Origin of the sequence: Indiicoccus explosivorum, from assembly GCF_002167005.1 — a bacterium.
Lineage (GTDB): Bacteria > Bacillota > Bacilli > Bacillales_A > Planococcaceae > Indiicoccus > Indiicoccus explosivorum.
This window is the reverse complement of record NZ_NHTN01000031.1, coordinates 1-25,929: the sequence shown is the minus strand read 5'-3', so window position 1 is coordinate 25,929 and position 25,929 is coordinate 1. Positions and strand designations below refer to the sequence as shown.

The 25,929-nt window shown below is 52.3% G+C and carries 21 protein-coding genes, 1 rRNA gene, 1 pseudogene and 2 riboswitches; of the genes and pseudogenes, 4 read left to right on the top strand and 19 right to left on the bottom strand.

Annotated elements, in window-relative coordinates; genetic code table 11:
• The 8 genes from CCE92_RS16105 to CCE92_RS10050 all read right to left on the bottom strand — a co-directional run.
• A 16S ribosomal RNA gene (locus tag CCE92_RS16105) occupies window positions 1-233 on the bottom strand; the annotation flags it as partial.
• A gap of 431 nt (window positions 234-664) precedes the next feature.
• Window positions 665-1,999 (bottom strand): NCS2 family permease, encoded by a 1,335-nt coding sequence (locus CCE92_RS10080; protein WP_088007474.1) that lies wholly within the window; start codon window positions 1,997-1,999, stop codon window positions 665-667.
• 178 nt (window positions 2,000-2,177) lie between these two features.
• A riboswitch (purine riboswitch) is annotated at window positions 2,178-2,279 on the bottom strand.
• Window positions 2,280-2,291: 12 nt separating this feature from the next.
• Window positions 2,292-3,845 carry a glutamine-hydrolyzing GMP synthase gene (gene guaA / locus CCE92_RS10075; RefSeq protein WP_088007470.1) on the bottom strand — a complete coding sequence of 518 codons (1,554 nt, stop codon included), beginning with the start codon at window positions 3,843-3,845 and terminating at the stop codon, window positions 2,292-2,294.
• Between the two features lie 101 nt (window positions 3,846-3,946).
• Window positions 3,947-4,048, bottom strand: a riboswitch (purine riboswitch).
• Window positions 4,049-4,079: 31 nt separating this feature from the next.
• Window positions 4,080-6,269, bottom strand: coding sequence for a DUF4129 domain-containing transglutaminase family protein (locus CCE92_RS10070; protein ID WP_088007468.1), 2,190 nt, complete (start codon window positions 6,267-6,269; stop codon window positions 4,080-4,082).
• A complete protein-coding gene (locus CCE92_RS10065) occupies window positions 6,266-7,468 on the bottom strand; it encodes a DUF58 domain-containing protein (RefSeq protein WP_088007466.1) in 1,203 nt (400 codons plus the stop codon). The genes CCE92_RS10070 and CCE92_RS10065 overlap by 4 nt, the downstream gene beginning before the upstream one ends.
• Window positions 7,465-8,415 carry an AAA family ATPase gene (locus CCE92_RS10060; RefSeq protein WP_088007464.1) on the bottom strand — a complete coding sequence of 317 codons (951 nt, stop codon included), beginning with the start codon at window positions 8,413-8,415 and terminating at the stop codon, window positions 7,465-7,467. The genes CCE92_RS10065 and CCE92_RS10060 overlap by 4 nt, the downstream gene beginning before the upstream one ends.
• 207 nt (window positions 8,416-8,622) lie before the next feature.
• Window positions 8,623-9,450 (bottom strand): NAD(+) synthase, encoded by an 828-nt coding sequence (gene nadE / locus CCE92_RS10055; protein ID WP_088007462.1) that lies wholly within the window; start codon window positions 9,448-9,450, stop codon window positions 8,623-8,625.
• An 18-nt stretch (window positions 9,451-9,468) separates the two neighbouring features.
• Window positions 9,469-10,935 carry a nicotinate phosphoribosyltransferase gene (locus CCE92_RS10050; RefSeq protein WP_088007460.1) on the bottom strand — a complete coding sequence of 489 codons (1,467 nt, stop codon included), beginning with the start codon at window positions 10,933-10,935 and terminating at the stop codon, window positions 9,469-9,471.
• A 144-nt stretch (window positions 10,936-11,079) separates the two neighbouring features.
• Here CCE92_RS10050 and CCE92_RS10045 point away from each other — a divergent pair, with 144 nt between their 5' ends.
• Entirely contained in the window at window positions 11,080-11,796 is a 717-nt protein-coding gene (locus CCE92_RS10045) for an NAD-dependent deacylase (protein ID WP_088007458.1), read from the top strand.
• A gap of 108 nt (window positions 11,797-11,904) precedes the next feature.
• On the opposite strand, the gene CCE92_RS10040 is transcribed toward CCE92_RS10045, so the two are convergent.
• From CCE92_RS10040 to CCE92_RS10020, 5 genes are all read right to left on the bottom strand, one after another.
• Window positions 11,905-13,119, bottom strand: a complete 1,215-nt coding sequence (locus tag CCE92_RS10040; RefSeq protein ID WP_088007456.1) for a M20 metallopeptidase family protein — start codon at window positions 13,117-13,119, stop codon at window positions 11,905-11,907.
• Window positions 13,120-13,156: 37 nt separating this feature from the next.
• Complete coding sequence (locus CCE92_RS10035; RefSeq protein WP_088007454.1) at window positions 13,157-14,356, bottom strand: cystathionine gamma-synthase family protein; 1,200 nt, start codon at window positions 14,354-14,356, stop codon at window positions 13,157-13,159.
• Window positions 14,357-14,391: 35 nt separating this feature from the next.
• Window positions 14,392-15,624 (bottom strand): M24 family metallopeptidase, encoded by a 1,233-nt coding sequence (locus CCE92_RS10030; protein ID WP_088007452.1) that lies wholly within the window; start codon window positions 15,622-15,624, stop codon window positions 14,392-14,394.
• A gap of 198 nt (window positions 15,625-15,822) precedes the next feature.
• A complete protein-coding gene (locus CCE92_RS10025) occupies window positions 15,823-17,526 on the bottom strand; it encodes a PucR family transcriptional regulator (RefSeq protein ID WP_088007450.1) in 1,704 nt (567 codons plus the stop codon).
• Between the two features lie 158 nt (window positions 17,527-17,684).
• The gene (locus tag CCE92_RS10020; protein WP_088007448.1) at window positions 17,685-18,476 is read right to left on the bottom strand and encodes a hypothetical protein; all 792 of its coding nucleotides are present in this window, start codon (window positions 18,474-18,476) and stop codon (window positions 17,685-17,687) included.
• 195 nt (window positions 18,477-18,671) lie between these two features.
• Here CCE92_RS10020 and CCE92_RS10015 point away from each other — a divergent pair, with 195 nt between their 5' ends.
• Complete coding sequence (locus CCE92_RS10015; RefSeq protein WP_088007446.1) at window positions 18,672-19,445, top strand: alpha/beta fold hydrolase; 774 nt, start codon at window positions 18,672-18,674, stop codon at window positions 19,443-19,445.
• 65 nt (window positions 19,446-19,510) lie between these two features.
• On the opposite strand, the gene CCE92_RS10010 is transcribed toward CCE92_RS10015, so the two are convergent.
• The 3 genes from CCE92_RS10010 to CCE92_RS10000 form a co-directional block, all read right to left on the bottom strand.
• Window positions 19,511-20,017 carry a divergent PAP2 family protein gene (locus CCE92_RS10010; protein WP_088007444.1) on the bottom strand — a complete coding sequence of 169 codons (507 nt, stop codon included), beginning with the start codon at window positions 20,015-20,017 and terminating at the stop codon, window positions 19,511-19,513.
• A 121-nt stretch (window positions 20,018-20,138) separates the two neighbouring features.
• Window positions 20,139-20,504, bottom strand: a complete 366-nt coding sequence (locus CCE92_RS10005; protein ID WP_088007472.1) for a DMT family transporter — start codon at window positions 20,502-20,504, stop codon at window positions 20,139-20,141.
• A 5-nt stretch (window positions 20,505-20,509) separates the two neighbouring features.
• Complete coding sequence (locus tag CCE92_RS10000; RefSeq protein WP_088007442.1) at window positions 20,510-21,052, bottom strand: TetR/AcrR family transcriptional regulator; 543 nt, start codon at window positions 21,050-21,052, stop codon at window positions 20,510-20,512.
• A gap of 171 nt (window positions 21,053-21,223) precedes the next feature.
• Here CCE92_RS10000 and solA point away from each other — a divergent pair, with 171 nt between their 5' ends.
• A complete protein-coding gene (gene solA, locus CCE92_RS09995) occupies window positions 21,224-22,351 on the top strand; it encodes an N-methyl-L-tryptophan oxidase (protein ID WP_088007440.1) in 1,128 nt (375 codons plus the stop codon).
• 96 nt (window positions 22,352-22,447) lie between these two features.
• Here the strand turns inward: solA and CCE92_RS09990 are convergent, their stop codons facing one another.
• From CCE92_RS09990 to CCE92_RS09980, 3 genes are all read right to left on the bottom strand, one after another.
• Complete coding sequence (locus CCE92_RS09990) at window positions 22,448-23,374, bottom strand: aldo/keto reductase (RefSeq protein ID WP_088007438.1); 927 nt, start codon at window positions 23,372-23,374, stop codon at window positions 22,448-22,450.
• 54 nt (window positions 23,375-23,428) lie between these two features.
• On the bottom strand, window positions 23,429-24,574 hold the full coding sequence (locus tag CCE92_RS09985) for a glycerate kinase (RefSeq protein ID WP_088007436.1): 1,146 nt from the start codon (window positions 24,572-24,574) through the stop codon (window positions 23,429-23,431).
• Between the two features lie 194 nt (window positions 24,575-24,768).
• Entirely contained in the window at window positions 24,769-25,260 is a 492-nt protein-coding gene (locus CCE92_RS09980) for a ferritin (protein ID WP_088007434.1), read from the bottom strand.
• A 368-nt stretch (window positions 25,261-25,628) separates the two neighbouring features.
• Between CCE92_RS09980 and CCE92_RS09975 the strand changes: the two are divergent.
• Window positions 25,629-25,929 (top strand): annotated as a pseudogene (locus tag CCE92_RS09975) (hypothetical protein); the annotation flags it as partial.

Sequence of the window (25,929 nt, the reverse complement as noted above, 5' to 3'; positions counted from 1 at the left end):
CAGCGACAGCGCTGCAGCAGGATTTCTTCTGCTGCGGCGAGTAACCGCAGAATCAACCGGTATTAGCGCCGGTTTCCCGGAGTTATCCCGATCTGCAGGGCAGGTTGCCCACGTGTTACTCACCCGTCCGCCGCTGAAGTTCCGGAAGCAAGCTTCCGGAACCTCCGCTCGACTTGCATGTATTAGGCACGCCGCCAGCGTTCGTCCTGAGCCAGGATCAAACTCTCCGATAAGAGAGCCAGAATGACTCTTGCTGGCGCGGCGCGCTCCACGGGGGTGGAGCGCCGCCGCTTCCCGGTCACCCCCGAAAGGGGCCGGGGTCGTTCATTGTATTTCTCAGCGTTTTGCTGTTCAGTTTTCAAGGTTCAGAAGTTCTGACAACCTCCAAGATTCAAGATCCAATCTCAAAAGAGGCGCTCAATTAATATACTACAATACTTTCACTAAGTCAACAGCTTGACTCGAAAATTCATTTGTTGCCTTAGCGACTTTCAAAGTATACAAAACCCTCCAAACGAAGTCAACCAAAAAATTGAATTCATTTAAGGGTACACAATCAATTATACCCGAAAAAACTCAAAAAACTATTACAAACACATAACAATTATGAAAGGGATTTATTCCTTTACAAGAAAAAGCCCGCCAGAAACGGCGGGCTTTTAACTCAAGCTAAGAAAATAAAGTACAGGACAAATACAGCTGACAATCCATACATAATAGGGTGGATCTCTTTTGCTTTACCGCTTACCGCCATTGTTATCGGATAAAAAATAAATCCGATGGCAATTCCGGTTGCAATGCTGTAACCGAGCGGCATCGCAATGATTGTGAGAAACGCGGGAACCGCCACTTCAAACTTATTCCAGTCAATTTTGCCGATTGCCGTTACCATCAGAACTCCCACGATGATCAAAGCTGGAGCGGTCACGGCCCCCGTCACTACTTCAAGAAGCGGGAAGAACAGCAGGGATACGAGGAACAGCCCGCCCGTTACTACTGCGGCAAATCCCGAGCGGGCGCCGGCTGCGACTCCTGAAGAAGACTCGATATAAGACGTTGTCGTCGACGTCCCGAAAATCGCACCGCTTACAGTCGCGAGAGAATCCGCGAGAAGCGCTTTGCCTGCACGGGGAAGTTTGTTGTTTTTCATAAGGCCCGCCTGATTTGCTACAGCGACAAGCGTGCCGGCAGTATCAAAAAAGTCAACGAACAAAAACGTCAGCACGACAATCAGGAATTCCACCGTCATCAATGATCCGAAGTCATTGATAATCGGTTCGAATGCCGCTCCGAAAGTCGGCGCCATGCTCGGGATGTTTCCAATGATCCCACTTGGCCGGTCAACGACTCCGAACAAGATTCCAACCGCGGCAGCGATGACAAGGCCATAAAAAATTCCGCCCTTCACGCCGCGCGTCATCAGAATGACAGTCACAATCAGTCCAAAGATCGCCAGCAGCGTGTCAGGAGCTGCAAGATTCCCCAAGCCGACAAGGGTTGCGTCATTACCGACAATGATGCCGGCGTTCTGAAATCCGACAAAAGTGATAAACAGTCCGATCCCAGCCCCGACGGCAAACTTCAGTTCAGCGGGAATGGCATTAATAATCGTTTCCCGTATTCCGGTGAGTGTCAGACCGATAAAAATTAAGCCTGAGAACAGCACGCCGGCGAGCGCGGTCTGCCACGGGATCCCGTATGTCAGGATGACTGTGTAGGCGAAGAAGGCGTTCAATCCCATTCCAGGCGCCAGCGCAATCGGATACTTGGCGATGATTCCCATGAAGAAACAGCCGACCGCTGCAGCCAGGGCTGTCGCGACAAAAACCGCGCCATAATCCATCGCCATTCCCGCCGGAAGATCCGGCACAGTCTGCAGGGAAAGCGTCAACGGATTGACGACAAGGATATAGGCCATGGCCAGGAAAGTTGTCAGTCCGCCGATAAACTCCCGTCTGTAATTCGTCCCGAGTTCTTCAAACTGAAAATACGCCGCTATTCCCCTTCTTTTTCTTCCATCTATTCTTCCGGTTTCTGTATAGGATTTCATTATTGTGTCCCTCCGTATGTTTAAGTGCTGAGTCAATAAAAAAACGCACATTCGGCAAATTGCTGCCGTATGTGCGCCGATATCTCCCCTTATAAAAGTAAAACAGGAAGTGAAGGTCCGGATTCTGCTACCGGACAATCTCGGTCGTAGTCGGATCATTTACGGTGATCCGGTAGAAACTTTTGGGCCATATTCCCAACGTTATACGACAACAGTATTTAATTAGTTGAAACGCTTCTGTTTACTCCCACTCGATGGTTGCAGGCGGTTTACTTGTCACGTCGTATAGAACCCGGTTGATGTGCGGCACTTCATTCACGAGGCGGACGCTTATTTTCTCAAGAATATCCCACGGAATACGTGCCCAGTCGGACGTCATGCCGTCAATGGAGGTCACCGCCCGGATTCCGATTGCGTAGTCGTATGTCCGGGCATCTCCCATCACGCCGACACTTCTAATATCAGGAAGTACAGTGAAATACTGCCAAATGTCCCGTTCCAAGCCAGCTTTTTTTATTTCTTCCCGTAAAATCGCATCTGATTCACGGACAATTTCCAGTTTTTCGTCAGTCACTGCCCCCATGATCCGGATGGCCAGTCCTGGCCCCGGAAATGGCTGGCGCCAGACAATATCATCCGGAATTCCAAGTTCGGAACCCAGTTTCCGGACTTCATCCTTGAAGAGCGTATTGAGCGGTTCGATCAATTCAAACTGCATGTCTTCCGGAAGCCCTCCCACGTTATGATGGGATTTTATCGTCTGGGCGGTTGCCGTGCCGCTTTCGATGATATCGGTGTAGAGAGTGCCTTGCGCTAGGAAATCCATTCCTTGGAGTTTCGCCGCTTCGTCATCGAAAACATAAATGAATTCATTGCCGATGATTTTCCGTTTTTGTTCGGGATCGGAAACACCGGCCAGCTTGCCGAGGAACCGGTCCCGCGCATCGATTTTAATCACATTCATATGGAAGCCGTCAGCAAACGTCTTCATGACACTGTCCGCTTCATCTTTCCGAAGGAGGCCGTGGTCAACAAACATGCACGTCAGCTGATCACCGATCGCTTTATGGATGAGGACCGCCACGACCGACGAATCCACACCACCGCTCAAGGCGCAGAGCACTTTCCGGTCACCGACCTGTTCTTTGATTTTCTCCATTTCCATTTCAATGAAGCTCTCCATTGACCAATTGCCTTCCATTCCGCAAATATCAAAGACGAACTGGCGGAGGAGTTCATTGCCATATGCGGAGTGCCGGACTTCCGGGTGGAATTGCACGCCATAGAATCTGCGGTCTTCGTCAGCCATTGCTGCTACCGGACAGCCATAGCTCGTGCCGATGGTCCGGAATCCCGGCGGAGCTGCCGTCACCAAGTCACCGTGACTCATCCAGACGATCTGCTCTTTCGGCAAGTCGCCGAAAAGCCGGTTCTCTTCGATCAGTTCAAGTTCTGCTTTCCCATACTCCCGGTTCGATGACTTTTCCACTTTCCCTTCCAATTTGAGCGCCATGAGCTGCATGCCATAGCAAATGCCAAGAATCGGCAGCCCCAATTCAAAAATTCCTAGATCAACCGAAAAAGCACCCGGATCATAGACCGAATTGGGGCCGCCTGAGAAAATGATGCCTCCTGCATTCATCGCCCGGATCTCCTCTGCTGTGATCGTATGGGGATGCAGTTCGCTATACACTCCGAATTCGCGGATACGCCGCGTGATGAGCTGGTTATACTGACTGCCGAAATCGAGCACAACAATTTTCTGCTGTTCCTTTAAAATCGGACTGGCTGACATGCCGTCACCTCTTCTGTTGGATTCGAAGCCCTCAAAAAGCAAAAGAACGCGGCTCCGCCCGCGTTCCTGCACTCTACGTCAAAAAGCAGACACATACCGAAAATGTATGTGTCCGCCTTCATAGTCGAGTCATTTCCGGTGACTCGGTAGAGACATCCAATCCATATCATTGGACATATATGAGGGCGCCTGGTTCATTGATTTTCTCAATTGTACAGGCTGCTAGAAGTAAAATCAACCGCTTGTCCGGCTGATTAAATTTTCCCAACTTTCCCTCAGGTTCCGCCATTCCTCAGAATTCGGAATACCGCCATAGACAGCTTGTTCATAAGCGGCGGTCAATTTAGTCATATCCCTCGTCCCGAAAAAATGATCAATATACTTTGCATAGGATGACAGGGTCTCTCCTTCTTTCCGCTCAATGCCATAGCGGCCGAGCTGCCGGAGCAGGTGGAGATACGCCCGCTCGAACGATTCGTCGCCGCGTCGCAAGCGGTAGTAAGGGATCAGAACCCGCGGAAGCCATTTTCTCCGAAGAAGATAAAGCATCGCCATTCCAGCTGCGAAAACCGCTGTACCTAAAAGCAGCATTCCCTGGAACTGTTCCAGAAACCGGCTGAACCGCTCACCGAAGCCGATGCCGCCTTCTTCTTCATCGCGATCGGCCGGTTCGTTCTGGTCGGGTTTATCGGGACGGTCAGCTGCCGCCTCCTCGCTGTCTTCTTCTGTATCGAGATCGAGGTCGAAGTCGATATTAGCTGAACCGCTGAACCCGATCGTCGGTTCGAACATGACCCAGCCGACACCCGGCATGTATGCTTCGACCCAGGAATGCGCATTGTTATTCGTCACTTCAAACAGCTCGCGGTCATCAACAGAACCGATCTCTTCCCCTTCAGCAAAGCCTTTCACCCAGCGGGCAGGAATGCCGATGGACCGGAGCATGACCACCATTGAAGTTGAAAAATTATCGCAATAGCCGATTTTTGTCTCGAACAGGAACTGATCCACGTAATCCTGTCCTTCACCGGGCACCGGAACGTTAGTCTGACTGTAGGTGAATTCGCCGCTTGCAAAGTAGCGCTCGATCGCCTGCGCTTTCTCGTAGAGACTCTCCTCGTCAGCCGTAATACCGATCGCTAAATCCCGCACCCGCTGCGGGAGCGTTTCCGGAAGCTGCAGGTAACGGTCGTAGCCTTCCGGCAGCGCATCCATGCTGAGGTCTTCCAGCGATGTCGCGCGCAATGCTTTCAGACTGTAGGAAGGCTCGCTGTAGCTGATTTCGTACATATAAGGTTCGAACGTACTTCCGGCCCGGTAAGTGCCGATCCGCTGATCCGCCGGGTTATACCGGTATTCTGCCGGTTCTTCCATGGAGAAGGACTTGGTGCCATAGGGGTAGAGGACGAACGGAAACCGTTCATCTCCCATTGCAATAAAAGCCGTTTCTTCTTCTTCATTGCCGGGTTCTATATCGAACACAATTTCTTCCTGATCGCCATAAAGTAGCGGTTCAGCAGCGATATCGGAAAGCTCCCAGCCTTTTGAAGTGTAAATGTCCTTCGACTCGATTTTCCAGTATTGCCCGGAACCGGCTTCTGCCCGGAACACGACGGTATCATCACCGATGAAGGAGCCGCCCAACTGGGAGTCGTCCTGATCATAGCCGATTTTTCCGACCGGCGGTTTGCCGGGCGCCATTGAACCGCCTTCTGCATAAGAGGTGAAATAAGGCACCGGATCCGGCCAAATCGCATCCGCTTTCGGCAACAGGAGGGCTGCAGCAGCTGAAGTGCCGACCATAAGGAACAAGGGAAGAAGCCAGCCGACAACCGCTTCCTGCTGAATTGGAATCCGATGATTCTCCAGCCAGCGGGCTAAGTGCAGCAGGCCCGCAAGCATTAGGCCGATAACCATGATCCGGATGATCGCCGCATCTCCCGAATATGGACTGAACGTATCGAGAACGGCCACAAAAACTACAGTGAATAGATAGAATACAAAAATACTGAGCCGGAAGCTGATCCAGTAATGAAGGAGATACACTGCCATCCACAGCAGTGCGAAGAAAAGGCCTGTCCGGAAAAGGTCCGTCACTTCAGTCCATTGCTGACTGAACAGAGCAGCCAGGCTCAACTCGATATTCGTGCCGAGAAATCCGAAGCTTTCACGGGAAAGCAACGGGTTTTCGGAAAAGATGAACAGAAGTGCCCATAGGACGTAGACCGCCTTGGCAGTTCCTGAAATCCACCACGGAACCCGGAAGAACGCCATAAGCAGGCTTCCGGCAATAAATATGAGAAAGACACTCCGATATCCTGTCGCGGTAAGTGTCGCGATCGGAGCGAGCCATTCGACCAATAACAGGAACACAAGCGTGTACAGCAAAAACATGAATCCTTTATGCTTGCGGATAGAATTCACTGGCGCCCCACCTCCTGAAACACTTCGTTGAAATTACCCGGGACAATCACTTTCACTTGAAACCCTTTTGCCCTTGCCTTCTGATGGGCTGCCTCCTCCGCCTGAGTCAGGAGGGTATTTTTGTTTTTGACAACAAGGACTGTACACATTTTAAGCTGTCTCGCTCCGCGCTGAAGTCCTTCAAGGACACTTTCATTCAAGTTCCCGGTCACAAACATGAGGTTCGCTGCCTGCGCCAGTCCGAAATCCTGTTCGACCATATCGGAGAATGGAGCCGAATCATCAGGCTGCACTTTCATCAAATGGTGCATGATTTGCTGGAACTGGTCTTCTCCGTTCAGTGAAGGGAAGTAAGTCCGGTTTTTCCCGGGGGCCAGATATGCTGCGCTTGCCCCGCTCCTGATCACCGCCTGGAGGATGGAAGCCGACAGCTCCACCTGGGTTTCGAAAGACTCGGACGGTGTGCGGTCCAGCAGCAGGAACAAATCCTGCGACTGTCTTTCTTCAAATTCTTTTGTTTGGAGAGTCTGCGTCCTCGCAAATGATTTCCAATGGATCCAGGACATCCGGTCTCCCGGCTGGTAGTTGCGGATACCCGCCGGGATTGTGGTATCCCGTACGAGAGTGAACGGCGATGCCGCTGTCCCCTGTTCGAAATTCGACGAGACGGGCCGGTACTTCAGTTCTGTAATCCGCGGATAGACAAGGATTGTCTGCCGCTGCGGGATGAGCCTGGATTTTCGGATCCACCCGAAGAAATCAGCCACCTCCACACGGATTCCTTCAAGGACGTGTTCGCCCCTGGGCATACTGGGGATGTCGTATGTCCAGCTGAGGGAAGTTCGGAATCCCGGCACAGTCATTTTCCGTTCTTGCCGGCTGATCACTTCATCGTCAGTCACTTCCGCAAACACGGTGTAGAGCAGCGGGAACGGAATCGACCGCTCCATTGCGACATCGGCACTGAACCGGCTGCCGCTCCGGATATTCACCGTCTCCGCATTCCGCCTGATCCGGATATCTTTCAGCGGATACAGCGCCAGCAGAAAGGAATATAAGGCGAAAGGCAGGGACATGTAAAAGATGAACCAGCTGACAAACCCGCCCTGGAACATCGCAAAAGAGAAAGTCACCGCCAGCAGGAAAGCGACGAACAGCAGGCGGCCGACGAAACTGATGGCATGTCTTCCTGATCTCATCGCCCGGCAAGCCTTTTTACAGGAATCCGGGTCTTTGTCAAGATGCGTTCAATGATTTCATCTGCTGTAATGCCGTCGTAGCGGGCTTCCGGCCGGAGGATGACCCGATGCCTGAAGACGAACTTGGCCAAGTACTGGACATCATCCGGTTTGACGAAATCCCGTCCTGTCAGCAGGGCATAAGCCTGTGCCGCTTTCATGAGTGCAATCGAACCCCGGGGACTGACCCCAAGATAGACATATGGATCTTCCCGTGTATGGAGAGCGAGATCTACGATATAACTTCTGATCGTTTCTTCCACTTTTACACGCTTCACGAGCTCTTGGATTTCCAGCAGTTCCTCCAGACTGATGACCGATGCCAGTGACTCGATCGAAACCGACTGGCCGGAACGTTTCAGTACTTCCATTTCTTCTTCCCGGGTCGGATAACCCATCTTGAGTTTGATCAGGAACCGGTCAAGCTGTGCTTCAGGGAGCGGATAAGTGCCTTCATATTCGATCGGGTTCTGGGTCGCCATGACAAAAAACGGTTTAGGGATCGCCATGGTCTCCCCATCGACAGTCACAGAAGATTCTTCCATGCCCTCGAGAAGCGCGGACTGAGTCTTTGGCGAAGTCCGGTTGATTTCATCTGCAAGTACAATATTTCCCATGATCGGCCCCGGCCTGAAATGGAATTCCATATCCCGCGGATTATAGATGGACACGCCGAGCACGTCAGAAGGCAGCAGATCCGGTGTAAATTGGATCCTCTTGAACTTTGCGCTGACCGATTTTGCGAGCGCTCTCACCATCATGGTTTTTCCGACTCCCGGAACATCTTCCAAAAGCACATGGCCTCCTGCGAGCAGGGCCGCGAGACTGAGTTCTGCCACTTCCCGCTTTCCGATCATCACTTTTTCTATATTATCCAGCACTTTATCAAGCTGTTCTTTCGCATTCATCGGCTTCCCCCAACTTTCAATTTAATTGGCTATTTTACTAATGGACGGAACGGGTATGACAGGCACAAAAACATCCCTTGCGTTTTTTAAATTGTCCGAAACTTAATTTTAGCATAGCGGAAAGGTCCTGCAAACTCAACTTTGGCCACCACACAAAAGGCATATTTTTCTCAAAAAAAGCAGAGCTCTGTTAAGAGCTCCGCTGATTCAGGATTTCCAAAAATCGTCGAACACCGTGATCGGCAAGTGCCGTTTATGGCGTGTCTTCAAATAATAGTTCTCCAGTTTTTCCTGCGCCGCTTTCGGGATCGACTTGCCTTCCAAGTAATCGTCAATGTTGTCATATGTGAGGCCGAGCGCCACTTCATCCGGGATCGCCGGCCGCTCTTCCTCCAGGTCGGCTGTCGGGATTTTATTGTACAGATGTTCCGGTGCACCAAGCTCTTTCAGCATCGCCCGGCCCTGCCTTTTGTTAAGTCGGAACAGCGGCATAAGATCCGCAGCCCCGTCCCCGTACTTTGTATAGAACCCTGTTATCGCTTCAGCCGCATGATCTGTTCCCAAAACGACGGCATTCTTTGCCGCCGCTATGGCGTATTGGACCTTCATCCGCTCCCGCGCCTTGTCGTTCCCCTTTACAAAGTCCGTGATTTCAATCCCTTGGGATTCAAGCGCCCGTTCCGCTGCATCCACTGCTTCCTTGATATTCACCGTGTAGGTTTTGGTCGGCTGGATGAAATCAAGCGCATCCTGGGCATCTTCTTCGTCGAACTGTTCTCCATATGGCAGGCGGACTGCATAAAAAGCGTAGCCGCCCTCCGTTTCTGCGTTCAGCTGATCGACCGCAATCTGCGCAAGTCTGCCGGCGAGTGTTGAATCCTGCCCGCCGGAAATACCGAGGACGAATCCCTTCAGGAACGGATTGGCTTTCAAATAATTTTTCAGGAATTCGATAGACCGCTGATTCTCTTCCTTCGGATCGATGGATGGCTGCACTTTCATTTCCTTAATGATTTGCTGCTGTAACGTCGTCACTAAAAATCTGCCTCCTTATCATCTTGAAAGTGTCTGAATGCTTTCTTTCACTTCCTGGATATTCCGCATTTTATTGTCCCAGCACTTTTGACTGAGATCGACAGGGTATTCTTCAGGATTGAGCGAGCGCTTGTATTCGTCCCACAGCTGACTGAGCGATTCAGCCGCGTAGCGCTGCATTTCCTGTACTGTCGGGTTCTGATAAATCACTTTCCCGCCTTGTACAACATGACGGTGGATATTGACTGCTTCGAAATTCGTCACGAATTTCGAGACGAACGTGTGGACAGGATGGAACATTTTCAGCCGGTCTTCCTCGTTCGGCCGTTCATCCTGCATGGTGATGTAATCACCCTCTGACTTCCCATTTTCCCTGTCGATTATCCGGTAAACGTTTTTGAGTCCCGGTGTCGTGACTTTTTCAGGATTGCCTGAAATTTTAATGGTATCTTCCATCTCCCCATGATCATTTTCAATGGCGACGATTTTATAGACCGCTCCGAGCGCCGGCTGATCATACGCTGTAATCAGTTTTGTTCCGATTCCCCAGGAGTCGACTTGCGCACCCTGCGCTTTTAGATTTAGGATGGTGTATTCATCCAAGTCATTCGAGACAATGACTTTCGCATCTGTGAATCCGGCTTCATCCAGCATTTTCCGTGCTTCTTTCGATAAGAAAGCGATATCACCGCTGTCCAGCCGCACACCAATGAAATTGATTTTGTCTCCCAGCTCCTTCGCCACGCGGATTGCTGTCGGAACACCGGATCGGAGTGTGTCGTATGTATCGACCAGGAATACGCAATCCTTATGGCGCTTCGCGTAGGCATGGAAAGCTTCGTACTCATTCCGATAAGCCTGCACGAGTGAATGCGCATGGGTGCCGGCGACCGGTATGCCAAAAAGTTTTCCCGCCCTTACATTGCTTGTGGCTTCAAGGCCTCCGATAAAAGCCGCTCTCGTCCCCCAGATCGCCGCATCCATTTCCTGTGCCCGTCTCGTGCCGAATTCCATCACCTGCGCATCGCCTGTAATCTGTTTGATGCGGCTTCCTTTCGTCGCAATCAGCGTCTGGTAATTGACGATGTTAAGCAATGCCGTTTCAATGAGCTGCGCTTCAGCGAGAGGCGCCTCGATCCGGATAAGCGGTTCCGATTGGAACACCGCCTCCCCTTCGACGACTGAATACACGTCGCCCGTGAACCGGACCGTACGCAAATAATCGATAAAGTCCTTCCGGAAACCGACCTCTTGTTCAAGATAAGCCAAATCCGTATCCGAGAATCTGAAATTCTCCAAGTATTCCAGCACCCGTTCAAGTCCGGCGAAAATGGCGTAGCCGTTCCCGAATGGCAGTTTCCGGAAAAACAACTCGAATACAGCTTTACGCTCGTGGATGCCATCCGCCCAGTATGCTTCTGTCATGTTGATTTGATACAGATCTGTATGAAGCGCCAGGCTGTCATCTTCAAAATTTCTGCTCATAGTCAATACCTTCTTCCGGCCGTAGTAGTTACATCTCTATTCCCATTTTACCTGAACGGGGGATTTTTTCCACAGCACACCGTTTATCCCTGTTACCGTCGGGCAATAACACAACTACCCGCCAGAACAGAGGAGGCTTTACAAATGGAAGCAAACTGGATCAGAGAATCCTCTTACACCGTCGTGTTCACAGGTGCCGGCATGTCGACGGAAAGCGGTCTCCCCGATTTCCGTTCGGCAAATAAAGGATTGTGGGAACAGCGGGATCCAAGTAAGGTCGCAAGCATCGAAGCACTCGAAAACGATCCTCAGGCATTCATCGGCTTTTACCGGAAGCGGATTCTCGGCGCGAGCGGCTACGAACCTCACAGAGGGCATCGGATCCTTGCCGGCTGGGAACAGCAGGGGTTTTTGCAATCGGTCATCACACAGAATGTCGATGGGTTTCATCAGGATGCCGGAAGCCGCCATGTCTCGGAACTTCACGGGACACTTCGCACGGTGCACTGCCAATCGTGCGGCCGATCATATCCCGCAAGTGAGTTCACTGAAGGCTCCGGACGCTGCGCGGCATGCGGCGGCATGCTCCGCCCCTCGGTCGTCCTGTTCGGCGAAATGCTGCCGGAAGCGCCATTCGAACAGGCATTGACAGACACAGAGCGTGCGGAGCTGTTCATCGTCCTTGGTTCATCGCTCACTGTTTCGCCAGCAAATCAATTCCCGTTGGTCGCAAAAGACAGCGGTGCGCGGCTTGTCATCGTTAACCGGGAGCCGACTCCGCTCGACCGATATGCGGACGCCGTCATCCATGGCCGGAATATCGGTGATGTATTGAGCGAGTGGGACGAACAGCTGAAATGACGGCACACAAAAGCATCCGCCGCCCGGCTCTCTGCGGGAAGCGGATGCTTTTGCATGCCGGATGAAACTTTTTATGAGGTTCGTAGCCCGCCGCCTTTTCCTTCGTGTTCATGTCTGCTCATCCGGCCAGTCTTCCAGCAGCTTGAGGGCTGCCGCTGCCAGAACCGCCGTCCCGACCGGCAGGCAGGCTTCATCAATATCGAATACTGGAGTATGGAGATCCCGCCGGACCCCGTCGTCCCGTGCACAGCCCAAAAAGAACATCGCTCCGGGAATCCGCTCAGTCACATAACCGAAATCTTCTCCTCCCAGGCCGAATGGGGCTTTCACAATACGGAAACCGGGATAAAGTTCTTCAACTGACCGGATGATCAGCCTATTGACGAACGGATCGTTATTTAGAGCCGGTTCTCCTCGCTGGATCTCGAGTGAATAGCTGCCGCCCAGGCACTCCGCGACTGAGACAGCTTTCTTCAATTCTTCAGCGACCAAGGCCCGGATTTCAGCCGAATAGCAGCGGATGGTCCCTTCGATCAGGACTTCCGACGGAATGATATTGCTGGCCGTCCCTGCGTGCACTTGACCGATGCTGACAACAGCCGCATCCAGCGCCGATACTTTACGGGCCACAATCCCATGCACTGCCTGCAGCACCGGCCCCAGCATCCAAATGGGATCCGTCCCCTTTTCAGGATATGCACCGTGACCGCCCGACCCGAAAAGTTTCACTTTGAACACATCCACACTGGCCATGCTGCAGCCGTCATTCACCTGCACCCCACCCACAGGCAGCCAGGGGCACATATGCAGCGCAATTGCCGCATCAACCCCTTCATACACTCCCGAGCGGATCAAGTAAGGTGAGCCGGAAAGTCCTTCTTCATCTGCCCACTCCTCGGCAGGCTGGAATACGAACTTCACCGTCCCTGAGAAAGTCCCTTTCCTGAATTCCTCCGCCAGCACGGTCGCTGCGCCAAGAACAATGGCTGTGTGGGCATCATGGCCGCACGCGTGCATGACCCCTTCATTTCTTGAACTGTACCCCATCCCGGTGTTTTCCAGAATCGGCAGTGCATCTGTATCCGCCCGGATAGCAACCACAGGTCCTTCACCTGCTGTCAGCGATCCGATCACGCTTGTCTTCGTGCCGATTCCGCATTCCACGTCCATCCCCTTGATTTCCGCAAGTCTCCGGGCAATAAACCTCGACGTTCCAACTTCCTGAAAGCTCAGCTCCGGATACCGATGAAGTCTTCGTCGCCATTCAATCAATTGCTCTTTCAATTCTTCTGCCGATTTCGTAATAGAAGAATCCGCCGACATTGCCGCTCACCCCGCATCTCTGCCGCGATTCACTCAATCACACCTCTAAGGCTGCCGCTGTCTGTTCAAATGCCTGTTCGAAATCACTGAGGATATCCGCCGTTTCTTCAATGCCGCAGGACACACGGATGAGCCCTTCCGGAATGCCCATCGCCGCCCGTTCTTCAGGCGTACACTCGACATGGCTTGTCGTACGGGCTGGCCCCACTGTCGTCTCCACTGCTCCGAGATTCGCCGCTCTGTGGGCGAACTGCAGTTTCGGCAGCAGTTCACGGACCGTTTCAACGCCGCCCTTCACCGCAAAACTCAGCATCCCGCCGAAATCCTTCATTTGTTTTTTCGCAATATCGTGGTTCGGGTGTTCCGGAAGCCCCGGGTAATAAACACCTTCCACGATATCCTTCGTCTGGAGATATTCAGCAAGCGCTTTGGCATTGTCGCATTGCTGACGCACGCGCAGGTGCAGCGTCTTCATGCCGCGCAGGATCAGGTAAGCCGCCATGGGATCCATCGTCGCACCGTTGATTTCGCGGTAATGATAGATTTGCTCCACCAGCTGCTTCGATCCGCAGACGGCGCCGCCCAGCGCATCCGCATGTCCGCCCAAAAACTTCGTGGCACTGTGGATCACCAAGTCCGCCCCGAGCGCCAGCGGGTTCTGATTAATCGGCGTGCCGAACGTGTTATCGACAATCACTAAAGCCCCTGCCGCGTGTCCGGCATTCGCCATGCGTTCGATGTCCGTGATTTTCACCGTCGGATTCGTCGGAGATTCCAGGTACAGAATCTTACAGCCTTTTTCAACCTCCGCTTCGATCTCTTCATGATTGCCCGTTTCACACAGCGCCACTTCCACTTGCTGACGGGGGAGGAACTCAGTGAAGATTTTATTCGTTCCGCCGTACGTATCCTTGATCGACACAATACGGTCTCCCGGGACAAGGAATGTGGACAGTGTGTTGCTGATCGCCGCCATGCCGGTCGAGAAACTCGTGGCCGCTTCAGCCCCTTCCATCGTTTTCAGTTTATCTTCGAACGCCTGCACTGTCGGATTCGTATTCCGGCCGTATATATGCCCTTTTTTCTTTCCAGTGGCCACGTCGTACCATTCATCCATATCGTGGTAGCCGTACGCCACACTGAGTACGACCGGTACTTGTGTCGCTCCGTGCACCAAGTAATCCTCTTCTCCTGCCCATACCGCTCTCGTGCCTGGCCGGCTTTCTCTATTCATCATTGACCCACCCCTTCCTTATTTTCCCATGCTGCCGTTCACGAAAAATAAGCACGGTTCTGCTTCAGCTCCTTCATGGCTGCCGTGGAATTTTCCGTCATCTCCGCCTTAATCACCAGCTCACGCGGGAAATCGGCAAGCGTCTCGCATCCTTTCTCAGTTACACGGAATGTTTCGCTCACCTCAAACCCAAAATCGTCCTTCCAGATACCAGGAATCAGATGAAACGTCATATTCGGCTGCAAAATGGTTTTATCGCCTTTTCGGAGACTTGCCGTATGCTCACCCCAGTCAGGCGGATAGCTCAGCCCGACCGGGTAGCCAAGCCGGGATTCTTTTACGATGCCGCTTTTGGCAATGGTTTTCAGCCAGATCTCCTCAATCGCTTCGCAAGGCATGCCCGGGCCGATTCCTTCCAGACAGGCATTGATGCCTTCCTGGACAATTTCAGAAAGTGCTTTCAGCTGTTCCGACGGCTGACCGATGCTGACTGTTCTCGCCAGAGGGGAATGATAGCGTCTGTAACAGCCGGTCAGTTCCAAAATGACCGCATCTCCCTGCCTGAAAAGGTCATCACTCCATGTAAGGTGGGGAGTGGATGTTTTCATGCCTGCAGGTATCAGCGGCATGATGGACGGATAGTCGCCGCCGAACTGTTCTGTCCCCGCTACTTGTGCGTGGAGGATCTTAGCTGCAACGTCACACTCCCGGACACCGGCCTGAATCATGTCCATTCCTTCCTGCATAGCTTTTTCGACGAGGCGTGCCGCTTTTCTCATATAATCGATCTCCTGGTCGGACTTGATCAGGCGAACCCAGTTCACAAGGAGAGTAGCATCACGGAATCCGGCGTTCGGCAGCCCCTTTCTTAACTGCTCGTAACATTTGGCCGTAAAGTAGTAAGTATCCATTTCCACGCCGATCGACCGGTTCGACTGACCGATCTGCGCCAGAATATCCGAAACAAAATCCATCGGATGGTGGGTATCGGACTGCACATAACCGTCGGGATACGGAATGATGTTGTCGCGGTAGAGCCACGTAGTAAGTTTTGCACAATTCGCATCCATCGCCCGCCCGATCCAAATCGGCTCGTCTTCATCGATCATGACGACGAGGAGCTGATGGACATAAAAAGACCACCCATCGTAGCCTGTCAGGTAATTCATATTGGCCGGATCTGTAATCAGCAGCACTTCGATTCCCTGCGACTCCATGCGCTCTTTCGTCTTCCGCATTCTTTCCTTGTATTCCGCCGTTGCAAACGCCATAAAATTCCCCCTCCCAGCACGTTAAAGCTCGACTCTTCGGATCACCCCGTCCGTGCCTCCACTGTACAGACAAATAGGAAGGAAAACATCCTCAAATTTGTATGAACTTTCAGATATAGATTCAGCCACATTAACAGACAAAAACCCGCAGGATTCAGCCTTTGCCGATTCCTGCAGGTTCTTCTGCCGCTTTTCAGTTCAGGGTCCTCCGTCCTTCAGCCCCGCCTCCCATGTTCTGATGCTCAGTTCCAATAAAAACAGATCGTCCGGATCAAGGAGTGACAGACCAGTCAGTGATTCGATTTTCCGGAGCCTGTATAACAGCGACTGCCGATGCAGGTTCAATGCACGGGCAGTCTGACTCACATTCCCGTTGTACCGGTTGTAAGCGCTGAACGTGCCGATAAGATCCATATTCCGCTGCCGGTCATAAGTGATGACTGGGGTGATGGCCGACAGGATGATGTTCTGCATTTCCCTGCTCTGTGCCAGGTCCAGCAGCACCCGGTCTATCCGTGTCTCCTGGTAATGCGTGTGCCCGCCTGCCCCTTTTTTATGCCGGCCGATCCGCAGCGCCGCAGCGGCATTGCTGTAGCTGGCCGCAAAACCTCCAATCCCCTTATGGGAGTCACCTGCCCCCCATGAAATCAGTACTTCAGGCAGCAGGTTCCGCAGCCTGCGTCCGATAAAATCCAGAAAGCCCATAGCGTTCTCCATTTCTTTCCCTGGCGTGACTTCAAGGAACATCAGCAGCTGTTCTTCAGCATCCGTTATCATCACTTTCCGTCCAAAATGACGGGCAGCATGACCGATCTCTTCTTCGAGGTACCGGAGCATGCCCTTTTTCCATTGCACAGCAGAAACCGGGTCCCCTTCATGCTTCTGCAGAAGTTCCTGCAAATTCTCTGGCTGGCCGATAAGGCAGACATACGGCAGCTCGAGGTTATAACCCAACAGTTTCGCACGGGTATCCGCCTGACTCACTGAATCGAAGTTCCCTTTTGCCAGCTCTTGGACAAAATCACTTCTGAGACTCATTTTCGTCTCATCTATGGCGGTTTGCCTTGAAAACCAGAGAGCGACAGTTGTCGAAGCATGCTCGAACACATGGATCCGGGAACGGGTTAAAAAAGAGGTCGGCGACGCGCCGGCCGGGAGAACAGCAAATAAAAACCCCTGTGCATGTCCTGTCGGCTGCAGTATAGGGAGCTGCAGAACTTCCTGGCTTCCCACTGGCGCAGACTGGAACCGCTGGAGGAACAGTTCCCGCGTTTCGGATTTCCCTTCCTGCCGTACCGGCAAATCCCCTTCAGCGGTGACCTCCTGCCACTTCTCCAAAAAGGACTGTGTCACCCCGCTCGTTTCAAGGATAATTCCGGTCCTGTCCGATACGATTACAGGGTTCCCGATCAGCCGCCGGATATAGCGGACGATCCCTGATAAATCCGTATTAGTCAGAATGAGCTGGAGCAGTTCCTGCTGCACTTTTTCCGATTCCCGGCGCTCCTGATCCTGCTCCTCAGTCAGGTCCTTCATCACTTCCTCCACGATATTCGAGAAGCGGATTTCCCATGGGAGTTCAATGAGAGGGAAATTTTGCTTTTCCGCCAATTCGATCACTTCCGAAGGGATATCGTAAATGTGCCTCCCTACCGCTATCATCAAAGCGGATGCGCCGGAATCGATCACTTCCTGCAGGAACGTCTTCAGCGCTTCCAGATCGTTTTTGCAGCCCATCGCTGTGGTAAGCACAACTTCATCTTGCCGAACGAAGTTCTCGACCGGCATCTCAATGGCTGAAATCCATTGGACCTTGCGCTCATTGGCGGCAGTCGGGCATGTCAGCACCCGGGCCTTTTCCATAATTCTGTAATCCAGCACATTCTCCACTGTCAAGGCCACCTCTTTGCCCCCTTTTTTATCCGAAAATTCAAACTTAATTTATTTTATAGGGGAAAGGGCGGTGTAGTAAAGTATTTTTCCGGATACGTCCAGAGCAGGTACTTGCTCACACAGAAAATTCGGTATCATTTCTGCGTGCATTCTCATCAATCCCCCCTTTAGGACAGCCGGGTATTGATCCTCTCGGTCAGTTCAATGAGCATGCTCATGAGTTCTGTCACCTCTTTTTCTTCGAACCATACTGTCAGTGACTGCGCATGGGCCAAGTCATCACGCAGACGGATGATCCGGTTGAAGAACTTGCCGGCTTTCGTCCTGCTGAGCTGCACATAGCGTTCCCGCAGCAAGTCGTCTTTCTCCAAGATGCCCGCTTTATCAGACAGCTGTGTACAGCTGATCAGATCGATCTCCGTATTCCGTTCGATCAGTTTCTGATAAGTCGTCTCCGCTTTTTCCCGCCGATGCGCCGGCAGCACCTTTGTCCAGCTGTTGTCCGGAAAGACTTCCTGGATCAGCCGGGAAGCGTTCTTTTCAAAAAATGTTATGATACCGAAAAACAGCATGCGAACTGCCGGTTTCTGGATATCAGCCAGCGTCACGATCGCGTCAACTTCGGATTTATTAATGACGAACAGCCGGTTTTTCTCCTGAAGCAGTTTGAGGCATTCCAGCAAGTCGGTATTCTCGCTGATCAGATGCTTCACTTCGAACTTCCGGACCGACTGCTTCAAGTCTCCAAAGTCCCCCACCTGTCCTTTTTCAAGAAATCCGATCACCCGCCCTTCTTCTTCATAACCGATCACATCGAAGTTCCGCGTCCCGAACAGCATCCTTGCTCTTTCCGCGTCACCTTCCTTGACTGATGCGAGCGGTTCGGCAATATCATCCGCCGCGAATACGCGCCTGAACGAGGGGTCTTTTCCAAGCATCCATCCTCCGCCTTTCTTCATTTTCTCTCCATCCGTTATGCTTATCATTTCCTGCTGCAATGAAAGGCAAACAATCATTCCGTTCATTTTGCGTACATAACTCGCACGGAAAGCGGGAATATGATAAATGGAGTGGAGTTCGGCAGCCGTTCTGTCATTGCGCGATGGCGGACTGCTGCCGGATGTTTGAAATGGATGAAAGGCAGGGGAAGCAATATGGCAGTATTCGAAAAGAATGGAACGCAGCTGTATTATGTTGATACCGGGGAAGGACAGCCGCTCCTTTTGCTGCATGGGCTGTCGAGCAGCCATGCGATGTTTTACCGGGAAATCGATTTCTTTAAAAATAAGTACCGGGTGATCGCTCCCGACGCACGGGGACACGGTCACTCAGAGAAGCACGAGGAATATACACTTCAAGACCACATCGATGATGCGGTCGCGCTGCTTGACCACTTGGAACTCGATTCCGTCTATGTCATCGGCGTATCGATGGGAAGCTACATTGCTCAAGGCCTTGCGATCCAGGCGGCGGACCGGGTAAAAAAGCTGATCCTGGTTGCGACAAAGCCGAGCGGCCTGCAGGCTTCCATGGAGGAACTGCTCGAGCGCTACGCCGACGAACTGGAAGGGCTCGGACCGATCGACAAATTGAATCACGCTTCGAAGTACATGTTCCATAACCATAAGCGGGTCGGGCAATGGCTGAAAACGACTGGCGAGAACAGCGACCAGCTCACGATGAATGAACAGAAAATCGCTTCCGAAGCGCTGAAAGGATTTGATTTCCGCCCCGAGCTTAGTAAAGTCAAAGCTGAAACGCTTGTAATCAGCGGAACCCACGACGGACTGAACCCGCCGGAAAAAGGCCGTGAAACGGCTGTCCTCATTCCGGATGCGACGTTCATGGAATTCAAGCGGTCCGGTCATGCGCCAAATGTCGAGCAGGAAGAGCTGTTCCTCGGGATTGCGGAAAATTTCCTGGAATGATGAAAGCCTCTCCCATTTGAAAGCGGGAGAGGCTTTTTGTCTGATTCTTATACGGATAATTCCATTCAGTGAACTGGAATTCGTCTTCGCCGGTTCCTGCGCCGTTCGTCCTTCTCGTAGCTCGCGGAAACGAGTCCGAGCAGCAGACCGATCAGCCCGCCGCCTAGCACTTCAATCGGCTGATGGCCGAGCAATTCTTTCAATTCTTCTTCACGCTGGACGTATTCGAGACTCGGGAAATCTGCTGAAATCGATACAAAGCTGTCTTCCAGGTCATTGACAAGCTGCGCGATTTCACCGGTATGACGGCGGATTCCCTGCGCATCGTACATGACGATGACGCCGAAGACGACGGCCAGTGCCGTCTCCGTATGCCGCGCGCCTCTGTGGGATGCGACATACGAGGCGAGTGCCGATACGCCGGCAGAGTGGGAACTCGGCATACCGCCTGTCGTGAATGCCTGCCGCCAGTCCCATTCGCCGGTCAGGTTTTTATGGGTCAGGATCTTCAGCCCCTGCGCCAGACCGATTGCAGAAAATGCGGTGATGATCCCTCTGTTCATCCGTTTCATCCTGTCAGCCTCCATTCGGTATGTATGATTCATTCTTTTTAGTATGTCATGGTATATCCATACCCCAACTTCAACGGTTCTATACAAAAAACCGACCACAAAAAGAGACCGCCAGGCGGTCTCATTGGACAATCGTGGAATTATCGGCCGTTTCTGCCGCATGGCCGTGACCGGATCCGAAGAAGTTAAGCACGACCACACCGGCAATGATCAATACAATCCCGAGTACGCTGCCGACGGAAATCTTCTCTTTCCAAAGAAGAACCGAAATGAGGACAGTGGCTGCTGTGCCTGCACCCGACCAAATGGCGTACGCCATGTTGAGCGGAATCACCTTCAGTGATAAAGACAAAAAGAACAAGGATACGATGAAACTCGCAATCCCGCCGACCGCCGGTAACGGCTTCGTAAACCCGGCCGATGCTTTGATCATTGAAGTACCCAGCAGTTCGCTCATGATTGATAACAAAAGGAACAGATAAGCCATCATTCCTACCCCTCCTTCGTCCAGCTGATAAGCTCTTCCGCCACCCGGGCCCGGAGTTCCTTATCGGGCGGCGCAAGTCCGAAAATCTCCGCAAACCACAGGCCATCCGCTGCCAGGCGGGCAATCGTCGGTTTAATGGAATCCCCCTGTTCGTCATCGATCTTTTTCTGCCAAACCGCGTAATTGCGCTGCAGTTTTTCCAGCAACTCCGGATTCATGAACAGCGCCGCAAGCAGGCCATTGCTCATGGCAAATCCGTCTTCAAGTTCCTGGAACGTCGATTCCACATACGCCCGGCTCCATTTGCCGCCCGGCTCCATATCCGCCTCCGCACGCTCCTGGATTTCCCGTACATAACTGTCCGCGAGTTCATCCACCATTCCTTGGATGAGCGCTTCCTTATTCGGAAAGTGATAAAGGAGCCCGCCTTTGCTCACTCCCGCCTCTTCCGCTACCGCTTCCAGCGTCAGCTGGGCAGCTCCTGACTCCTGTACGACTTTCGCTGCCGCCAATAAAACCAGTTCACGCTTTGATAAATTGTCGTTCATCCGGCAACCCTCTCTTTCTCCTAATCCTACTGTACCGTCCGGACGGTTTTATTGTCAATTAAAAAGATTTACAGGAAAGGAATTCCGTATTTTCACCGATGTGCGGATTGGATGAGGTATCATACAAGGACGGCTACATGTTTTATGAATGCAGAAGGGAGAGTGGGATGGATGGAGGCAGATGTGATTATCATTGGAGCCGGGTCCATGGGTATGGCTGCCGGCTACTACCTCGCGCGGGCAAACAGGAAAGTGGTGCTGATCGATTCGAATGATCCCCCTCACACGGAGGGATCCCATCATGGGAAGACGCGTCTCATTAGGCATGCGTATGGCGAGGGGGAACAGTATGTGCCGATGGCGCTGCGGGCCCAGGAGCTCTGGCTCGAACTCGAGCGGGACTCTGGACGAAAAGTATTCCATCAGACCGGCGTCCTTAATATCGGTACGCCGGAATCCGATTTCCTCAAAAACGTCTTCCGTTCTGCAGAAACTTATTCCCTGCCGACTGAGAAGCTTTCATCAAAAGAAGTAAATGATCGGTGGTCCGGCTTCCGCCTGCCGGATGGACTGGTCGCCTGCTTTGAAAAAAATTCCGGTGTGCTGATGAGTGAAGAGGCGATCCGCGCATATCGGGAGCTCGCAGAACAGCAGGATGCTGCGCTGTTGATGAATACCCGGGTGCAGAAACTGCAGACAGACGGGGACTGCATATCGGTAACTGCCGGCGGCACCCTCATCACCGGGAAAAAGCTGATCATCACAGCCGGAAAAGGGACCAATTCCGTCTTGCAGCTGCTCGGCCGGCAGCTTCCGCTTCAGCCGATGCGGACCCACGTCTCCTGGTTTGAAGCGGATACGGAACTGTATCGCCCGGACATTTTTCCGGCGTGGGCATATGATGACGGGGATTCCGGCTTCTATGGATTCCCGGACATCGAGGGAGCCGGCCTGAAAATCGGCAATCACCAGGCAGGTTCCCCTGTACTGCCTGAAGAGAAGCTCAAGCCGTTCGGCGCCGTGCCGGGAGACGGAAAAGACGTCAGCGATTTTTTGAGCCTTCATATGGGAGTGGATCCGATCCTCAGGACGGCACAAGTCTGTACGTATACGGATTCGCCGGACGGGGATTTCATTATCGATCAGCTGCCGGGGTACGGAAATGTGATTGTGGCGTGCGGTTTTTCGGGGCACGGTTTCAAGTTTGCGAGTGTAGTCGGGGAGATTTTGATGGAACTAACGATCTGCGGCAGGACGTCACTGGATATTACAGGTTTCGCTGCGTGCCGGTTTGATTAGATCATCAAAGGAAAAACTCTCATAAATCAAAACAAGAACCTTCCCTCGTCATAGGGAAGGTTCTTGTTTTAAGTTTCCGCACCAGCAGATCATCTTTTAATCCAAGATCACGGCGATCTTGGCCAAATCTTCTTCTGTCAGGACAAGATCGGCCGCCGGAATGTTGCCTGTCACCTGTTCCGGCCTTTTCCCTCCTGGTATGACAGCGTCGACACCCGGCTGTGCCAGAAGCCAGGCGAGCGCCAGATTCGGCAGTGTCGTCCCTTTTTCAGAGGCCACTTTTTTCAGCGCCTCCGCTGTTCCGATCGCCCGCTCGAACGTGCCGTGCTGAAAAAGCGGCAGCCGGTTCCGGAAATCCCCGGGTGCCAATCGGAAGTCGCTGCTGTAAGTCCCGCCGAGCAGGCCGAATGCAAGGGGACCGTAAGCGACGATTGAAATGTCATTTTCCACACAATAAGGCAATATCTCTTTTTCGATGCTCCGGTCGAGCATATGATACGCCAGTTGAACAGCGTTGACGTCTCCGTGCGCATTCGCTTCTTTCAGTTCGTCCAATGTCACATTCGACACACCGATCGCCCGGATCTTCCCGGCTTCTTTTTGACGGACAAGTTCGGCCACCGCTTCGCCGACCGGTGTGGTTTTATCCATATGGTGAAGATAATACAAGTCGACATACTCCAGTCCGAGGCGAGACAGGCTGTCATCCAGCGCCTTCTTCAAGTAAGCGGGGCTGATGTTTTTCGTCTTCGTCCGCCAGTCGCTGCCGCCTTTTGTCGCGAGTACGTATTGGCTTCGCCCGTAATCCTTCAATGCTTCACCGACCAGTTCCTCGGAACGGCCATGGCCATAAGAGTCCGCCGTATCGAAAAAAGTGACGCCATGTCCGATGGCAGTCCGCACCATCTCGCGTCCGTCCTTTTCCTCCAGGCCGTCATACAAGTTATGTCCGCCGACCGCATTCGTGCCTAAACCGATGGCGGAAATCCTGATATCCGTCTTTTTCAGCACCGTATACTTCATTTCACTGATCCCCTCCCTTTACTCGCGGCGCTCCGCCGCCCTTTTATGCTTCCATCAGCACAGAGAAGACGCTTTTTCCTGCTGGAGCAACAGGACTTTCATGACTTGCGCCGTCTGCTGAGCAAGCAGTTTTCCTGCTTCGGCCATTGCAGTCTCCGCGGTCATCGGTCGGTTCAGAATCGAAAAACAACCGTCAAAATGACGATGGAACGTTTCCGTTTCCGCTGCCAGACTGCCTGAGATCAAAATGACCGGCACCCTGTGTTTCCTTGCCAGTACGCTGACATGTCCGGAGCCTTTCCCGTAAAAGGTTTGCCGATCGCTCTGTCCTTCTCCGGTCAAGACAAGATCTGCGCGGCGGATCTCCTCTTCGAGGCCGATGGCACAGCAGAGCAGCTCCGCACCTTTAAGCAAATCAGCGCCGAGAGCCAACAGGGCAAAGCCGATTCCGCCAGCCGCGCCGGCACCCGGTATCCGGTGCAGGTCAAGGCCGAATTCCCGTTCAGCCAGCAAACGGTACGCATTCATCGCATCTTCATACCGTTCGATCTGCCAGGGAGTCGCCCCTTTTTGCGGTCCATACACCTTAACGGCGCCATACTCGCCGCAGAGCGGATTCTCCACATCGCATGCGACCTTCAGCTCTGAATCGGCCAGTCTCTGATCAAGACCTCTCAGTTTGAGTTCAGCAACAGCTAAAAGGTCCCTGCCGAACCCTTCGAGCTTGTTCCCTTCTGTATCAAAGGCTTCCGCGCCGAGAGCCGACAGCATGCCGAGCCCCCCATCCGCCGTTGCGCTTCCGCCCAACCCGATGATGAATGACCGGCATCCTCTGTCCAGTGCGTCCAGGATCACTTCCCCGATTCCCCGCGATGTCGTCCGATCGGGATTGCGCAGTTCAGCAGGGACTTGGGAAAGCCCCGCAATGCGGGCCGTTTCAATTACGGCCGTTCCTGTACCCGTCAGCCCGTACGCTGTTTCAATCGGTACACCGAGCGGACCGGTGACGCTGACAGGAACCCGTTCACCGCCGGAAGAAGCGATCAGCATATCGAGCGTCCCCTCTCCGCCATCTGCCATCGGCTTCATTACAATATCGGCAGCCGGATGTACTTGGCGGATTCCCGCTTCCATGGCTTCTGCCGCTTCGACAGCGCTCAGGCTTCCCTTGTATGCGTTTGGTGCGATGACGATCCTCATCTCATTTGCCTCCTTGAACGTGCTGGAAATTCGGGCCGTTTCTTCAAGCCGGCAGTATATGTAAAAAATATAAAAGTCAGTCTCTTTTTCAGTATATCGTCTTTTCTGATTTTTGTAATTAGAAGACGGTTATCGATCAAGGCAAGAAAAAAGCGGAAAGAGGAATCCATTTCCTCTTTCCGCTTGGTTTTGATTCAATTTTTCCTTGCGGCGAATTCATCGTCCATCTTCAGGAAATACTCGCCGCCTTCCTGGATGCCTTTGAGGCGGGCGATAATATCACGGAACATTTTTTCTTCTTCCATCTGTTCTTCAATGAACCAGTCGAGGAAGGACAGCGTCGCATGCTCGTGCGTTTCATCCGCGATTCCGACGAGATCATAAATGCGTTTTGTTACGTCTTTTTCTTGGCTTAGCGCGCTTTCCATGACTTCCATCGAATTTGCAAAAGAATTTTTCGGCTCATTCAGTGCCTGCATCTGTGGTTTTTCGGCCATGGTGACCAGAAATTCATAAAACTTCATCGCATGCTCGTGCTCTTCCTGGGATTGGACTAAAAAGAAATTAGCGAATCCATGATAGCCTTTCTCCGAAAAATACGCAGCCATGGCCTTATAGGCGTGGGCAGCCTGCAATTCATTGTTGAACTGGTCATTCAGTGCCTGTGTCAAATTTTCTGGTAACATCGGTATTCCTCCCTCTCGTTATTTATAATAATTCTAATATAGAAAGCATAGCACTGCTTTCCCTGAAAGTAAAGTTAATTGATAATGATTTTACTAAATGATAATAGGTATCAGTAAATACTTAACTTTCACTGGTTTAATTAATAATAATTATCATAAACATCTTTTCCATGTGAATAAACATAAGATTCCCTTGTCTGTTGAGTGCATATCTCTAGTCTACCCGGTTGTCTCCGGGTTTATTCCTCCGAAAGATCTTTCCCGCATAGGGGCGGCAGCCCAATTCCGATCGAAGTCCGGATTTTCTGCATGAAAACGGGTATGGAATAATTACCGTCAACGACTGATTCCAGTAAGGAGTGTTCCGATTGTTCATCCCGAGTCTCATCGTGGTCTGCGGATTCATCCTCGTCCACGTTTTCACCCATAAGATAAAATTCCTGAATGCGCATCCCAAAAATGTGCTGATGTCACTGGTATCCGGCGGGTCGGTCGCTTACGTCTTCCTTTACCTGGTGCCGGAGCTGACCCATTATGAAGGCGTCATCAAGCAAGCCGATATCCCGAATTGGCTCGAGCAGCTCGACTATGTCGCATACATCGTCTCGCTCCTGGGGATTGGCGTCTTTTACGGAATCGACAAGCTGAATGTGAAGTCCGAAGAAAAAA